This is a genomic window from Allomuricauda sp. M10, assembly GCF_020782875.1.
In the GTDB taxonomy this organism is placed as follows: domain Bacteria; phylum Bacteroidota; class Bacteroidia; order Flavobacteriales; family Flavobacteriaceae; genus Flagellimonas.
Genome location: NZ_JAJGBN010000001.1, coordinates 254,569 through 269,427, shown reverse-complemented (window position 1 = coordinate 269,427; position 14,859 = coordinate 254,569). Strand labels below are relative to the sequence as shown.

At 44.0% G+C, this 14,859-nt stretch carries 13 protein-coding genes and 2 tRNA genes; 8 read left to right on the top strand and 7 right to left on the bottom strand.

What is annotated here, in order from left to right:
- Positions 1-74: 74 nt before the first annotated feature.
- Entirely contained in the window at positions 75-761 is a 687-nt protein-coding gene (locus LKX84_RS01270; RefSeq protein WP_228235238.1) for a hypothetical protein, read from the top strand.
- Positions 762-824: 63 nt separating this feature from the next.
- Here the strand turns inward: LKX84_RS01270 and rpsT are convergent, their stop codons facing one another.
- From rpsT to proS, 4 genes are all read right to left on the bottom strand, one after another.
- The gene (gene rpsT, locus LKX84_RS01265) at positions 825-1,076 is read right to left on the bottom strand and encodes a 30S ribosomal protein S20 (RefSeq protein ID WP_228235236.1); all 252 of its coding nucleotides are present in this window, start codon (positions 1,074-1,076) and stop codon (positions 825-827) included.
- Between the two features lie 34 nt (positions 1,077-1,110).
- Positions 1,111-1,182, bottom strand: a tRNA-Glu gene (locus tag LKX84_RS01260).
- Between the two features lie 57 nt (positions 1,183-1,239).
- Positions 1,240-1,311: transfer RNA gene (locus tag LKX84_RS01255), tRNA-Glu, on the bottom strand.
- A gap of 78 nt (positions 1,312-1,389) precedes the next feature.
- A complete protein-coding gene (gene proS / locus LKX84_RS01250; protein WP_228235234.1) occupies positions 1,390-2,865 on the bottom strand; it encodes a proline--tRNA ligase in 1,476 nt (491 codons plus the stop codon).
- Between the two features lie 94 nt (positions 2,866-2,959).
- Here proS and LKX84_RS01245 point away from each other — a divergent pair, with 94 nt between their 5' ends.
- Complete coding sequence (locus LKX84_RS01245) at positions 2,960-4,264, top strand: hypothetical protein (protein WP_228235232.1); 1,305 nt, start codon at positions 2,960-2,962, stop codon at positions 4,262-4,264.
- A gap of 36 nt (positions 4,265-4,300) precedes the next feature.
- A complete protein-coding gene (locus LKX84_RS01240) occupies positions 4,301-5,800 on the top strand; it encodes an OmpP1/FadL family transporter (protein ID WP_228235230.1) in 1,500 nt (499 codons plus the stop codon).
- A gap of 48 nt (positions 5,801-5,848) precedes the next feature.
- On the opposite strand, the gene LKX84_RS01235 is transcribed toward LKX84_RS01240, so the two are convergent.
- On the bottom strand, positions 5,849-7,306 hold the full coding sequence (locus LKX84_RS01235; protein WP_228235228.1) for a T9SS type B sorting domain-containing protein: 1,458 nt from the start codon (positions 7,304-7,306) through the stop codon (positions 5,849-5,851).
- Positions 7,307-7,418: 112 nt separating this feature from the next.
- Positions 7,419-9,221 carry a T9SS type B sorting domain-containing protein gene (locus tag LKX84_RS01230; protein ID WP_228235226.1) on the bottom strand — a complete coding sequence of 601 codons (1,803 nt, stop codon included), beginning with the start codon at positions 9,219-9,221 and terminating at the stop codon, positions 7,419-7,421.
- A 133-nt stretch (positions 9,222-9,354) separates the two neighbouring features.
- Here LKX84_RS01230 and folE point away from each other — a divergent pair, with 133 nt between their 5' ends.
- Positions 9,355-10,035, top strand: coding sequence for a GTP cyclohydrolase I FolE (folE, locus tag LKX84_RS01225; protein WP_228235224.1), 681 nt, complete (start codon positions 9,355-9,357; stop codon positions 10,033-10,035).
- A 14-nt stretch (positions 10,036-10,049) separates the two neighbouring features.
- Positions 10,050-11,531 (top strand): cysteine--tRNA ligase, encoded by a 1,482-nt coding sequence (cysS, locus tag LKX84_RS01220; RefSeq protein ID WP_228235222.1) that lies wholly within the window; start codon positions 10,050-10,052, stop codon positions 11,529-11,531.
- Between the two features lie 2 nt (positions 11,532-11,533).
- On the opposite strand, the gene LKX84_RS01215 is transcribed toward cysS, so the two are convergent.
- Positions 11,534-12,451: an AraC family transcriptional regulator gene (locus LKX84_RS01215; protein WP_228235220.1), complete on the bottom strand. Its 918-nt coding sequence runs from the start codon at positions 12,449-12,451 to the stop codon at positions 11,534-11,536.
- Positions 12,452-12,664: 213 nt separating this feature from the next.
- On the opposite strand from LKX84_RS01215, the gene LKX84_RS01210 reads away from it, so the two are divergent.
- Genes LKX84_RS01210 through yidD form a run of 3 tightly spaced genes read left to right on the top strand, consistent with a single transcriptional unit; the run spans position 12,665 to position 14,858 of the window.
- Positions 12,665-14,188 (top strand): aldehyde dehydrogenase family protein, encoded by a 1,524-nt coding sequence (locus LKX84_RS01210; protein ID WP_228235218.1) that lies wholly within the window; start codon positions 12,665-12,667, stop codon positions 14,186-14,188.
- A 10-nt stretch (positions 14,189-14,198) separates the two neighbouring features.
- Positions 14,199-14,579 (top strand): DUF779 domain-containing protein, encoded by a 381-nt coding sequence (locus LKX84_RS01205; RefSeq protein WP_228235216.1) that lies wholly within the window; start codon positions 14,199-14,201, stop codon positions 14,577-14,579.
- A gap of 57 nt (positions 14,580-14,636) precedes the next feature.
- Positions 14,637-14,858, top strand: a complete 222-nt coding sequence (gene yidD, locus LKX84_RS01200) for a membrane protein insertion efficiency factor YidD (protein ID WP_228235214.1) — start codon at positions 14,637-14,639, stop codon at positions 14,856-14,858.
- Position 14,859 lies beyond the last annotated feature (1 nt).

The following is a 14,859-nucleotide window of genomic DNA, read 5'->3' as shown; positions in this document are numbered from 1 at the left end:
ATGTTGGGGGCGTTTTTTATTGTGTACATTTAAGACCCAAACAAAACCAATGTAGAACAGCTGCCACGAAAAACATGGAGGAGTTTTTTAATTTTATTTCTGAACAATACTTTCTTCCCTTTTATTTATTAGTCTGGTTGGTGGCCGTGGCACGTTACCGCACTTTTTTTGACACACCACTCAAGTACTATCCCATTTATCTCATGTATACGTTTTTGACGGAATTGTTGGGATATTTGGTGAAGTACACCGATGAATTTCAGTTCTTCTCTGAAGAAAAATACAATTGGCACAATGTGATCATCTTCAATATATACTCCGTAATCGCTTTCTCCTTTTTCTTTTATATCTATTGGAAGGTTTTACAAGAAAAAAAACACAAAAGGTGGGTAGTTTATGGAGGTTTGCTCAGTTTATTGGCCTATTTGATCAGCCTATTCTTTCAAGATCCGTTGCATATGAACTTGTACTATGCAGACCTGATAGCCTCTATGGTATTATTGTTCGATATTGGTCTATATGTAAAGGAAAAACGTGCAGGAACAGCACCTTACCCCATGAAACGAAACCTGATGTTCTGGACCACTCTCGGACTGGCGGTTTTCCATGCCATATTCCCATATCTGTTCTTGATCGCCTACGAAGCACCTGGGGTTTGGGCCAAATATCAACTGCGTGACGTTTTAAAGGTACTGATCATTTTTATGTACGGAACTTTTATGATTGGTGCCCTTTTAGGAAGACGGACTACTTTCCAGTAAGGGTAACAAAATAAAAACGCCCCCAAAATGGAGGCGTTCTTCAATATCTTTTTCGCATAAGGCTTACATAGTAGCAACCTTGCTCATCAATTTGCTCTTAAGGTTAGCTGCCTTGTTGTTATGGATAATGTTGCGCTTGGCCAACTTATCGATCATTCCAACCACAGTGGGCAACAAAGCCTCGGCGGCTTTTTTATCTTCTTCGCCACGTAATTTTTTGATGGCATTACGCACAGTTTTGTGCTGATACCTGTTACGCAAACGTACCGCTTCGTTTCTTCTGATTCTCTTTAATGCTGACTTATGGTTTGCCATTATCTTAAATTATACTTTGTAAATTCCTTTTTTGTAGCCCGTAGGGGAATCGAACCCCTGTTACCAGGATGAAAACCTGGCGTCCTAACCCCTAGACGAACGGGCCATTATTTTAACACGGGAACTTTTACCTTCCCAAAATCACCATGTTCATTGAACTTTGTAGCCCGTAGGGGAATCGAACCCCTGTTACCAGGATGAAAACCTGGCGTCCTAACCCCTAGACGAACGGGCCATGGTTGCACAATTGCGGATGCAAAAATACAACTATTTTTAAGTCTTGCAACAGTAAAATTTATTTTTTACAACCTAATTAATAGGCCTTTGCAAAGAGCACCCTTTGTGACGATGGTTTACCCGTTACAATACAGGTACCTTCTTCCTGTTCCGCATGCAACGGAATGCAACGAATGGTGGCCTTGGTATCTTCCTTGATCTTGTCCTCCGTCTCCGGTGTTCCATCCCAATGTGCAGACACAAAACCGCCTTTTTCTTCTATTACCTTCTTGAATTCGTCATAAGAATCCACTCGGGTAATATGTTCCGTACGGTAATCGATTGCTTTTTGATAGATGTTGCTTTGGATATCCTCCAACAACGCTTCTACCTTGGCGACAATGTCCGCAGCATTCACGGATTCTTTCTCCAAAGTATCCCTTCGGGCTACTTCATACGTACCATTTTCTAGATCACGTTGACCAATGGCCAAACGTACGGGCACTCCCTTCAATTCATATTCATTGAACTTGAAACCTGGTTTGTGGGTATCTCTATTGTCGTATTTTACTGAAATTCCCTTGGCACGAAGTTCCTTCACCAATGGTTCCACTTTTTCAGAAATGGCATCCAATTGACCCATCCCTTTATAAATAGGAACGATCACCACTTGAATAGGCGCCAATTTTGGAGGCAACACCAATCCGTTATCATCACTATGGGTCATGACCAATGCTCCCATCAATCGGGTAGAAACCCCCCATGAGGTTGCCCAAACATGTTCTTGTTGGCCTTCTTTGGTGGCAAATTTCACATCAAAAGCCTTGGCAAAATTCTGCCCCAAAAAGTGGGAAGTACCGGCTTGAAGGGCCTTTCCATCCTGCATCAATGCCTCGATACAATAGGTTTCCTCAGCACCTGCAAAACGCTCACTCGCCGTTTTGGTTCCTTTGATCACGGGCACACCCATATAGTCTTCCGCAAACTCGGCATACACATGCATCATTTGCTCCGCTTCTTCAATGGCCTCTTCCCTAGTGGCATGGGCGGTATGCCCTTCTTGCCACAAAAACTCCGCCGTTCGCAAGAACAATCTGGTACGCATTTCCCAACGCACCACATTGGCCCATTGGTTTATTTTTAGAGGCAGATCACGGTAGGATTGTATCCACTTTCTGTACGTATCCCAAATAATGGTTTCGGAAGTTGGGCGAACGATCAGTTCCTCTTCCAACTTGGCATCCTCGTCCACCACAATTCCGCTGCCATCCTCGGCATTTTTAAGTCGGTAGTGGGTAACAACGGCGCATTCCTTGGCAAAGCCTTCCACATGACTCGCTTCTTTGCTCAAATAGGATTTGGGGATGAACAACGGAAAATAGGCATTTTCATGACCTGTTTCCTTGAACATCTTGTCCAACTGGGCCTGCATCTTCTCCCAAATGGCATACCCATATGGTTTGATGACCATACAGCCCCTTACACCTGAATTTTCCGCTAGATCCGATTTTACAACAAGTTCATTATACCACTTGGAATAATCTTCTGCTCGGCTCGTTAAATTTTTACCCATCTGCTCTAGTTTGGCACAAAACTTGTGTTTTCTTTAATAGAATAATTCGGTAAAACTAATTATTTTTAGTATGTTCAACAATAAAAATTGCGCCATGTTAAAGTCTTTACCCCACAGCAAAATCAAATTTTTTGCCACACCCGTTGTTGCCACACTTTTGCTGGCTTCATGTGGTACGTACCAACAGTCTTCTTATTATGACGATGGCATTTACTCTAGCGGCAACAGAGTTGTTCAAGTAGAGAAAAGAAATCCAGAAGCGGTTCGCTACGAACGGCAAGAGAGCAATATGTATGGAGATTACTTCGGAGAAAAGGCTGACCAATACGGTGAAATTTTGGACAGCGAGATTTTTACCGATGTGGATAGCTATTCAAGTAGAATGGCCACCGACTCCATTCCCTTGGGCAATGAAGACGATTATTTTGCCTATGACGACGAGTTCAATACCTATAATGGCAATCCTGGATGGGGCGACAACCCTTCCAGTGTAAGTATCAATGTATATGACAATAGCTGGGGATGGGCTGGTAATTTTGGTTGGGGATATCCCTATTATAACTGGTCTTACGGTTGGTACAACCCATACTATTCTTGGGGATGGTACAACCCATGGCGATACAACCGTTGGGGATGGGCCGGATACTATGGTTGGGGTTATCCTAATTACGGTTGGGGATATGCTGGCTATTACGGCTGGGGCGGTTATTATGGATATGGCGGTTACTACGGTTATTGGAACAGACCTTACTACAACAATAGGTACTATGGCAGAAATTATGCCTACATGTCCGGAAGAAGGGGTTACACCAGCAATTACAGCACAGGTTTAGCTTCCAGAAGCAACCGAACTACAGCCGCTTATAGAACTAATAGTGGTCGCTCCAATAATTCTGTGGCACGTAGCAATAATAACATGGCCAATAGAAGTTCCAGAAGCTACAATGGCAACTCAACAGTTCGTAGATACAGTAGTGCCGATGCCATGGCTAGGAACCAAGCTTACAGAACAAATAGAACTACTCGTAGCAATCCAAGTTACAATGGTAGTAGTAGAACCTACCGTTCTTATGGTACCACGCCAACCACAAGAAGCAGTGGCACCTACAACAGGAGCAGTTCTGCAACCAGAAGCTATTCATCTCCCAATTATAATTCGGGTAGAAGCACCAGAAGTTACCAGTCCTCTGGCAGTGCGGCACCAAGATCTAGTAACTATAACCGATCTTCCAGTGTTCCAAGAAGTTCTGGAACGTACAGAAGCAGCGGAGGAAATTCTTCCAGAAGTTCAGGTAGCTATAGAAGCTCGGGCGGAAGTAGTTCAAGAAGTTCAGGCGGCGTAAGTAGATCTTCTGGAGGAGCTTCCAGATCATCCGGTAGCAGGGGAGGCAGACCATAAATCCTACTAACACTCTCAATATCTAAATCATAAGAAATGAAAAGAATCTCAACTTTCATAATGGTATTGGCATGCACCTTTGCAAGTGCCCAAACCATTGATGACGTGTTGCGCTACAGCACCGAAAATACCTTGGGAACCGCTAGGTTTCAAGCCATGGGTGGCGCATTTGGAGCCTTGGGCGGTGATTTTTCGGCCCTTAACGTAAACCCGGCTGGGTCAGCAGTCTTCAACTTTAGCGAAATAGGGGTCACCGGCTCGAATTACCATAGGAACAACGATGCCACCTTCGGCAATAGCATCAGCAACAATACCGACAATTCCTTAGAATTGAACCAAGTGGGCGGTGTTTTCGTCTTCAAATCCAACAACAGTCCGTGGAAAAAAATTGCCCTGGCCTTTAATTATGATATGGTGCAGAATTTTGACAACGAATTCTATGCTAGGGGCAATACACAAGTCGGTATCGATAATTACTTTTTAAACTTTGCGCAAGGACAAGCTTTGGGACCCCTACGTGTTCAGCAAGGTGAGTATATTGAGGAAGCCTACTTGGATATTGGTTCCAGCCTTGGATATGCTGCCCAACAGGCCTTTTTGGGCTTTCAGGCAGGGATCATTGAACCTACCGCGGATGACGATGCCAACACCTCCTATTTTTCCAACGCGGAATATGGAAGTGTGAACCAACAATACCTGCAAAATACCAGTGGCTACAACAGTAAATTCACCTTAAACTTTGCTGGTCAGTATCAGGAGAACCTATACATCGGCGCCAACCTGAACTTCCACAACATCATGTACGACCGTTTCACCTATTTGGATGAGGACGGGTATGATCAGTCTTCCCCGATACAATTCACCAGTTTTGACAATTTATTACATACCGAAGGATATGGATTTTCGTTCGGATTGGGTGCCATTGCCAAATTGAACGAGAGCATTCGCGTTGGTGGTAGCTATCAGTCCCCCACTTGGTACACTTTAACGGATGATACCTCACAACGAGTCAATTCCTCCTTGGCGGTTTCCGACATCGACTACATCAACTTCAACATAGTGAACCTGTACGATGAATACCGCATCAAAACTCCTGAGAAATTTACGGGAAGTCTTGCCATGGTATTTGGTCAGGATGGGCTGTTGAGTTTTGATTACAGCTATCAAGACATGTCCAAAGCCGAGCTTAGACCAACTTCCGATCCTAATTTTTCCTCTGAAAACGCATTTATTGCAAACGCACTTGGGGCCGTAAACTCCTACCGTGTGGGTGGTGAGTACCGAATTGAAGAAGTTAGTTTACGTGCCGGCTACCGATTTGAGAGCAGTCCTTATGAGAATGGGGATCTAGTGGGCGACCTTACCGGATTTTCCGCCGGAATCGGTTATAATTTTGGTGGAAGCAGATTGGACTTGGCCTTTAGCAGAACCGAACAGGATGTAAATTCCTATTTCTTTGATGCAGGAATTGACAATGCCGCGTTAGTGAACCAAATCAACACCAATATTTCACTAGGCTACAGCGTGAAATTCTAAAATATCAAATTGAAAAAACAGAAGGCTGGAAGAAATTCCAGCCTTTTTTTATCGCACCAAGGAGAAGTGCCTACGTACTTGGGTGGCCACAAGAACTCCTTCGTCATCGCGGTCGTAATCCAAACGGAACCAATAATCGGAAGAAGGCATATCCCTGCCGTTGAAGGTACCGTCCCATCCAAAATTAAGGTCGATTTGTTTCAACAGTTTTCCGTAACGATCAAAAATAAAGACTACGGGATTGACCAATTGCTCCACGCCAAACACATTCCAATTATCGTGTACCCCATCGCCATTGGGCGTAAAGAATTTAGGATACCCCACAATCAAGAACGGTATAGGCTCGGAAGTCCCACATCCATTTTTATCGTTGATGATTACGGTATTCATACCAGGTGGCACATCATAAAAAATAGGGTCGTCCTGAAATTCACCACCATTAATGGCATACTCGTAATCCCCATCCCCATCTGGAATAAACTCCACATTATAGGGATCGGTCTGATCACTGTTCACAAAATCGTCCAGCACATTTACCGTAAGACTCGGAATACCGTAAAAGGTTATCAAAATACCTCCTTGATCTACTACTGTGGGTGGGGTTCCGGAAGCCGTTGTAATTTCTGCAAAATACCGCCCTGAATTTGGGCTACTCACCACAAGTTCCGCTCCAAAAGGACCCGATCCAACCAAAGTGGCATCAATGGTTCCATCATCGTCATAATCCACGGTCCATTCCACTGAAGCGATGTCCGAACCAGCGGGTGAGTTCAAAGCGGATAAGGTAATATCTGGATCGCCTTCACAGGCTACAATGTCCAATCCTAAAAATTCATCGCGAAGGGTACAATCCAAAGCCGTATTCTGGTCTTCATCCACTGAGGTACCCGTGAACGTTAAAATGAAAGACTCCGGTTCTTCGTCAAAGTTGGTGTTGTAATTGTTGATGTAGAGGTAGTAGATTTCGCCAGCGGTCACGTCCAGCCATTCATCATAGGTGTTCTGGCTGCTTTTTACAAAAGGTGCACCTTCCCTACCATCAACCGGATTCACCCCGATTCCGGTAAAACCTGTATCGTTGTATTCGTAGTTACATCGTATGGGTTGGGAGGTCCCATCGCCAATAATGGTACAAAAATTTTGTCCGGCAGTTTGATCAAAGGGACCATAGAGTGCAAAATCCCATTCAGCGGTAATGGGAGCCCCGGCAGTAACCGGAAGCGCCTCAATGTCAAATCCGATTTGACCATCGGTACCTGCCCTGAACACAAACCAACCTGTATTGTTTTCGATGTTGGCCGAACTTACACTTCCTTTTTCCAAACATCCGGTTTGAGTGATCACTTCGGGATCAAAATCATCAATGTCGCCGCTACCATCGGTAACGCCCATAATGGGTGCATCCGCACAAACAGGAATGGCCGTTCTACAATCCGGGGAGTTCTGCGCGCTCGCTGTAATGAAGGTCAAAAAGAAAACACAGATAGCGCTAAATAGGGCTCTCATAGAATTTTGGGGCTAAAAAGGTTCCTACATTACCCTCTATAACTCTACAAGTGATGCATTTAGTATGCTTTGTCGAAAAAATTATACACTTAATCGATGAAATGCACCCGACTTATCTTCTCAAGGAAAAATGACTTTGGAGATATTTGGCATAGGTTCGGTTTCCATCCGCTCCGATATAGGACAATTTGAACCAATAATCCGTGGAGGGCAATGGTTTTCCATTAAAATTACCATCCCACCCTGGATCATATTCGTTCATCTGTTTGATGAGCTTTCCGTAACGGTCATAAATGGTGACAATGGGCGAATTCAGGGTAGAAAGGCCCTCAATCTGCCAGGTTTCATTAAGTACATCGCCATTGGGCGAAAAAATGGCAAGGAAACCCACTACTACAATTTCATCCTCTACTTCGCCACAACCGTACAAATCTCGCATATAGACTTTATGGATACCCGGTGGAACTCCTTCAAAAACATTACTGGTCTGATATTCCCCATCACCCAAGCGAAATTCATATTCGCCAAGGGCATCTGTATTGATGGTAACCGTATTGTTGGCACTCATGTCTTCAATATCGATACTGGAGATTACGGGCATTGTAGATATGGAGACCGTTACCGTTTTACTGGCTTCACAAACCGTCCCGTTTGAAGAATGGGTAACCGTTACCGTATATTCTCCTTCTTGCGAGACCGTAATATTCGGTGTTGATTCTCCTGTACTCCAAGCATAGGTGTAATTTGGGTCAGGGTACATTTCCCCAATGGAGATAATGCCCACCGCCTCACAAATAACTGCTTGGTCATTGAAGTTCAGATCCGGGGTCTCCACCGCGTTCATCACAAAATTTTCGGAAGCATCAAAACAATTTGGGTTGGCCAATGAGGTGGTCCTTACATAAATGGTTTCCTGTCCTGGATTCACTAAATATTGCCTTGGCAAAGGATTGATGCCTGAAACGGCATCAGTTTGTGTACTGTGATAACTGACCATGAATTCCGAAGGGTTTTGGCCATCCAGTGCTTCATTATCTTTGGATGCCAAATCGAAAAGGATTCCCGAGGTTTGACAAAAAGACTCGTCCGATATATTTCCTGTAACCGGAACGGGATTAAAACCAACTTGCACATCACTGATAATGTTTCCACTACCTGTAACCACTACAACCCTGTATTGACCTGAACTGGTCACTTGATAATTGGCCGCCGTAGCGCCGGAAATCTGTTGGTATCCGTTTCCTTGATTCACGTACCAAGAATAGTTTGTGGCTCCTGTAGTTGTGGCATCAAGGAATACCGATTCATTTTCACAGGCCGCCACGGGTGGGCCCAACAAATTGCTCACGATGGAACAATCCAACGCATCGTATGGGTTGCTTGTCCAAATATTTCCCGTAAACTGAATGGAAAAACCAGAGTTTACATTGCTAAAGTTATTGATGAAAAGATAATAGTCCTCACCTGCTTCCACCTGAAGCCAATCTTCAAAATGCACAGAATCAGCATTCCCGGTGGGATCTTCCCCAACACCTATAAAGCTGACCCCTTCACTATTATCGAAGAAATTACAACGGATGGGATCTCCCAAAGTGTTGCAATCCGAAGCCTTGTAGAGGGCAAAGTCCCAATCCTCGGTGTTATTGTGCCCAATATTGAACCCCAATTGGCCCGCCGCAGACGTCCTGAATCGGTACCATGCCGAATTGGATTCAATAGACCCGGAAACGGTCTGTTCCAAACATCCTGTGGTAGCATCGCCATAAAAATCGTCCATACCATAACCATTGGTCCCACCATTTACCGGTGTATTGTTACAAATAGGAATGGCATCTGAACAATCTTGGGCAACTTGGGATTGCGCAAATTGACAAACAAGTAAGATGAAAAAGGTCCTTACGACTGACTTTACCATAAAAGACTGTAGGTTTGGGCATTATAAAAGTATTGCAGCATGTAGGTTAACAATAATTTATGTTGTCAAACGGCCGATACCAGATGTTAAATCATTCATTAATGTATATCTTTGCTTTCTTGAAGAAACAGCTATGAAACTAGAGCGGGCTTTGGAAGAACAATATGAGGAAAGGGGCAACGACCACGTTGGCTCTTCAACGGATACCCCCATGCGCGAAGATGCTTTTGTATTGAGCGACGAGGAAAAAATAGAACGCATCCAAAAAAGTGTTAGGGAAATTATGCTAACGCTAGGTCTTGACCTTGATGACGATAGTTTGAAGGGCACCCCAAAAAGGGTAGCCAAAATGTACGTGAAGGAAATTTTCGGGGGACTCCATCCGGACCGAAGACCAACATCGTCCACTTTTGACAACAAATACAAATACGGTGAAATGTTGGTGGAAAAGAACATTGTGCTCTATTCCACTTGCGAACATCACTTATTACCCATTGTGGGTCGGGCACATATCGCTTACATCTCCAACGGCACCGTGGTAGGGCTTTCCAAAATGAACCGTATCGTGGATTATTATGCCAAGCGACCACAGGTTCAGGAACGTTTGAACATTCAGATCGTTAAGGAGATGCAGAAAGTTTTGGGAACGGAAGATGTTGCCTGTGTTATCGATGCCAAACACCTTTGTGTAAATTCCAGAGGTATCCGCGATATTGAAAGTAGTACGGTTACCGCCGAATATGGTGGTAAATTTAAGGATGAAGCCGTACGCAGGGAATTTTTGGATTACATCAACCTAGAAACCGAATTTTAAACCGAAACGTTTAAATGCAACTTTATAAACACCAACCATTACGCATCCATAATTCACTTACAGGAAAAAAAGAAACTTTCGAACCCATAAACGAAGGCTACATTGGCATGTACGTTTGTGGCCCCACTGTGTACAGCAATGTACATTTGGGCAATTGCCGCACGTTCATGTCCTTTGATATGATCTTTAGGTATTTCAAGCATTTGGGCTACAAGGTCCGTTATGTGAGGAACATTACCGATGCAGGGCATTTGGAGAACGATGCCGATGAAGGGGAGGATAAAATTGCAAAAAAGGCAAAATTGGAGCAGATTGAACCCATGGAAGTAGTGCAACGCTATACCGTGGATTTTCACAATACGCTTCAAAAATTCAACCTGTTGCCCCCAAGTATAGAGCCCACGGCAACGGGTCATATCATTGAGCAAATAGAGATCATCAAGGAAATCCTGGAAAAAGGATATGCTTATGAGATCAATGGGTCCGTTTATTTTGATGTGATCAAATTCAACGAAGCCCATGAATATGGCAAGTTGAGCGGCAGAAAGTTGGAGGACATGATCGCCAACACCCGTGAACTTACCGCACAGGACGAAAAAAGAAATCCTCAGGATTTTGCCCTTTGGAAAAAAGCCGAGCCACAACATATCATGAGATGGCCTTCCCCTTGGGGCGATGGTTTCCCAGGTTGGCATTTGGAATGCACTGCTATGAGTACCAAATACTTAGGTGAAACGTTTGACATACATGGTGGTGGAATGGACTTGAAATTCCCGCATCACGAATGCGAGATTGCCCAAGCGGAAGCCAGCACGGGTAAATCACCGGTAAAATATTGGATGCATGCCAATATGCTGACCTTGAACGGCAAGAAAATGTCCAAATCTACAGGGAACAACATTTATCCGTCAGAGATTTTTAGCGGTGAAAATACCATCTTGAGTAAAATCTATTCCCCTGCGGTGGTCCGCTTTTTTATGATGCAGGCCCACTACACCAGTATTCTTGATTTGAGTGACGACGCATTACAAGCCTCGGAGAAAGGGTACAACCGCTTAATGGAGGCTATTGGAAATCTTGATTCTCTTAAAACAGGAGCTACTTCGGATTTTGATGTCGAGGCTTGGAAACAAAAGTGCTACGATGCCATGAATGATGACTTCAACACGCCGATTCTGATAGCACATTTATTCGATGCCGTAAAACACATCAACCTGATCAAGGAAGACCAAGAAACCATCACCGAAGGTGACAAAACCCTTTTGGAAACTACCTTAAAGGCTTTTGTTTATGAAGTGCTCGGTGTTGAAAATCAATCTTTGGCCCAGGACGATTCCAATGCATTGAACGGGGTCATGGACCTTTTGATCCAAATTAGGAACCAAGCTCGCGCCAATAAAGATTTTGCTACTTCGGATAAGATTCGAGATGAATTGGTTGCCTTAGGTATTCAATTGAAGGACGGCAAAGACGGCACCACCTTTACCTTGAATTAAATTCAATGTAACGTATCGTCCATAAATTTGGATTGGTATTCTCCTGGTGATACATTAATTTTTCGTTTGAACAGCCTGTTGAAATACGAACGGTTTTCAAAACCACATTCCAAATAAATCTCCTTGATTTTTCGGGTGGGATCCTTCAATAATTTGATGGCCAGCTTAATACGTTGGCTGTTGATGTAGTCGATGGGTGTAATCCCCAATTCTTCTTTGAAGGTCTTATGAAAGTGGGACTCGCTCATACAGGCTTTTTTGCTCAAATCACTTACGGAAATAGGTTCATGCAAATGCGCCCCAATGTATTCGATCACATAGGCCAATCGGTTGTGGGAACTTAACTTGGAGGCATTTTCCATATAATGCTCCTTTTCGTTCCCTTGAAGGATCCTAATAATGAGTTCCTGGAGCATATTGTCAACAAAAAAGTCCTTGGAGGGATGGTTTTCTGTGAAGAGATATAATAATCTTTGGATGATACCATAAATACTGGCATCATTAGTAAAATGGTAGTTGTAATCCATCAAGGCCCATTCGGTTCCATCATGCTTGGGCATTGACTCGTTCATCAAATGGATAACCTTGTTGATCTTTTCATCGGAAATGGCCATGGCCAAACAGCGAGTGGGATTGTCATGGTTCGCTTCAGGAAAATCGATACACATGACTTCCTTGGGAGGCAATATCAAAGATTCCCCTGGCAAAAAATCAAAAGCCTTCTTATCCCGAAGGTGCATTACCTTTTTACCGATCAGCATGGAAGCCAATACGGGTTGGTCAAACTGCAGCATTACACGCTCCGCTTGAAGATGCGTCTCGAACACGTGCATAGCGGCATTGTTCAAGGTGTATGAAGTTTGGTTCTCCACCAAATGTTCAAGCTTGCGTTCTTTATAGAATCTGTCTGAAAGCTGCATATCCGATACCTACTCCTTAATTTATTATATAATTCTTTATTAAATATAGAAAATATAGGATTGATTATTGTTAAAAATATAAAAACAAAGAGGATTGGTCATATCAATAATAGAATACGTCAGATGAAGGGGCATCAAAATCAATACTTTTAAAATCAGTCAGTTGGACCACTAGGTCCGTCACATAAAAATTAACAACTAAAAGTACGTATTATGAGCAATGTGCAAACCACAGAACGTAGTGTCTTGGACAAACCCAAGTTCAAGGACCAGTATGAAAATTATATTGGTGGCAAGTGGACCCCACCCACCAAAGGAGAATATTTTGACAACATTTCACCAGTAGACGGCAACGCCTTCACCAAAATTGCCCGATCTACTTCAGAAGACATTGACAAGGCCCTTGATGCTGCTTGGGCAGCAGCACCTCAGTGGAACAACTCGTCGGCAACCTACAGAAGCAACTTATTACTAAAGATTGCCGATCGTATGGAGCAAAACCTTGAAGTTTTGGCCCGTGCCGAAACTTGGGACAACGGTAAGCCCATCCGTGAGACCCGCGCTGCCGACCTTCCATTGGCCATAGATCATTTCAGGTATTTTGCAGGGGTTATCCGTGCAGAAGAAGGTTCCGTGAGTGAATTGGATGCCAACACGGTTTCCATGAACGTTTTGGAGCCACTTGGCGTTGTTGGGCAAATCATTCCATGGAACTTCCCCTTGTTGATGGCCGCTTGGAAAATAGCGCCTGCCCTGGCTGCAGGAAACTGTGTGGTTTTAAAACCAGCCGAGCAAACGCCAGTAGGAATTTTGGTTTTGATGGAATTGATCGAGGATATCCTTCCAGCTGGGGTACTCAACGTGGTGAACGGTTTTGGTTTGGAAGCTGGTAAACCTTTGGCCTCCAGTCCTAGGATCAACAAAATTGCCTTTACTGGGGAAACCACCACAGGGCAATTGATCATGCAGTACGCATCCAAAAACATCATTCCCGTTACTTTGGAGTTGGGTGGTAAGTCCCCTAACATCTTCTTTGAAAGCGTAATGGATGCCGATGATGAATTTTTCGATAAGTGTTTGGAAGGTGCCGTGATGTTCGCCTTGAACCAAGGTGAAGTATGTACCTGCCCATCCCGAATCTTGGTGCAGGAAAGTATTTACGACAAGTTCATCGAGCGTGTGGTGGAACGTACCAAAGCAGTAAAATTGGGCCATCCACTAGATCCAAACACCATGATGGGTGCACAAGCTTCCAACGATCAGTATGAAAAAATCCTGAACTACATCCAAATAGGAAAAGAGGAAGGATGCAAGGTTCTTGCCGGAGGTGAGGCAGCTTACAACGAAGGTTTGGAAGGCGGATATTACATTCAGCCTACCATTTTGGAAGGAAACAACAAAATGCGCGTATTCCAGGAAGAAATTTTTGGTCCAGTGGTTTGTGTGACCACTTTCAAGGATGAAGCTGAGGCTCTGGAAATTGCCAACGACACCCTTTATGGTCTTGGTGCCGGGGTTTGGACGCGAGACATGCACCAAGCGTACAAAATTTCAAGACAGGTACAGGCCGGTAGGGTTTGGGTGAACTGCTACCATGCTTACCCTGCCCATGCGCCGTTTGGTGGTTACAAAAAGTCGGGTATTGGTAGGGAAACGCATAAAATGATGCTCAACCACTACAGACAGACCAAGAACATGTTGATTTCCTACGACAAGAACAAGTTGGGCTTTTTCTAAAAATAGGGATATGACAGAACGTGTATTGGTAACGGACCGGGCCGCAAAGATCATCGACCAATTGAGGGAAAGACATGGCGAGCTCATGTTCCATCAAAGTGGCGGGTGTTGTGATGGCTCATCGCCCATGTGTTTTCCAAAAGGAGAATTGATGCTCAACGAAACCGATGTGAAATTGGGAACCATTCACGGTTGCCATTTTTACATGAGCAAAGATCAGTTTGAATATTGGAAGCATACCCAACTTACTGTGGACATCACTACGGGAAGAGGTTCCAGTTTTAGTCTGGAGATTCCTTTGGGATTGCGTTTTGTCATCAAGTCAAGATTATTTACGGATGAGGAACGGGAGCATCTCGACCCCGTGGTTTACGCATCCGAAGAAGCATAGATTTCGCCCCGACTTTGTCGGGGCTTTTTTTTACCTTGTATCCCATATCGGACTTCCATGAAGAAAATTTTGATAGCGCCGTTCGTCCTTTTGGTGAGATTGTACCAAATCCTGATTTCACCCATGTTTCCAGCAACATGCCGCTATACCCCTACCTGTTCCCACTACACTTTGGAAGCCTTAAAAAAACACGGGTTATTTAAAGGAGGTTGGTTATCCATTAAACGTATTGCCAGTTGCAACCCTTGGGGAGGCAGTGGTTACGACCCCGTACCTTAAT

Bases quoted from the DNA above. Each gene is read 5' to 3' on its own strand.
- LKX84_RS01270 (WP_228235238.1), top strand. From the start codon at position 75: ATGGAGGAGTTTTTTAATTTTATTTCTGAACAATACTTTCTTCCCTTT.
- rpsT (WP_228235236.1), bottom strand. From the start codon at position 1,076: ATGGCAAACCATAAGTCAGCATTAAAGAGAATCAGAAGAAACGAAGCG.
- proS (WP_228235234.1), bottom strand. From the start codon at position 2,865: ATGGGTAAAAATTTAACGAGCCGAGCAGAAGATTATTCCAAGTGGTAT.
- LKX84_RS01245 (WP_228235232.1), top strand. From the start codon at position 2,960: ATGTTAAAGTCTTTACCCCACAGCAAAATCAAATTTTTTGCCACACCC.
- LKX84_RS01240 (WP_228235230.1), top strand. From the start codon at position 4,301: ATGAAAAGAATCTCAACTTTCATAATGGTATTGGCATGCACCTTTGCA.
- LKX84_RS01235 (WP_228235228.1), bottom strand. From the start codon at position 7,306: ATGAGAGCCCTATTTAGCGCTATCTGTGTTTTCTTTTTGACCTTCATT.
- LKX84_RS01230 (WP_228235226.1), bottom strand. From the start codon at position 9,221: ATGGTAAAGTCAGTCGTAAGGACCTTTTTCATCTTACTTGTTTGTCAA.
- folE (WP_228235224.1), top strand. From the start codon at position 9,355: ATGAAACTAGAGCGGGCTTTGGAAGAACAATATGAGGAAAGGGGCAAC.
- cysS (WP_228235222.1), top strand. From the start codon at position 10,050: ATGCAACTTTATAAACACCAACCATTACGCATCCATAATTCACTTACA.
- LKX84_RS01215 (WP_228235220.1), bottom strand. From the start codon at position 12,451: ATGCAGCTTTCAGACAGATTCTATAAAGAACGCAAGCTTGAACATTTG.
- LKX84_RS01210 (WP_228235218.1), top strand. From the start codon at position 12,665: ATGAGCAATGTGCAAACCACAGAACGTAGTGTCTTGGACAAACCCAAG.
- LKX84_RS01205 (WP_228235216.1), top strand. From the start codon at position 14,199: ATGACAGAACGTGTATTGGTAACGGACCGGGCCGCAAAGATCATCGAC.
- yidD (WP_228235214.1), top strand. From the start codon at position 14,637: ATGAAGAAAATTTTGATAGCGCCGTTCGTCCTTTTGGTGAGATTGTAC.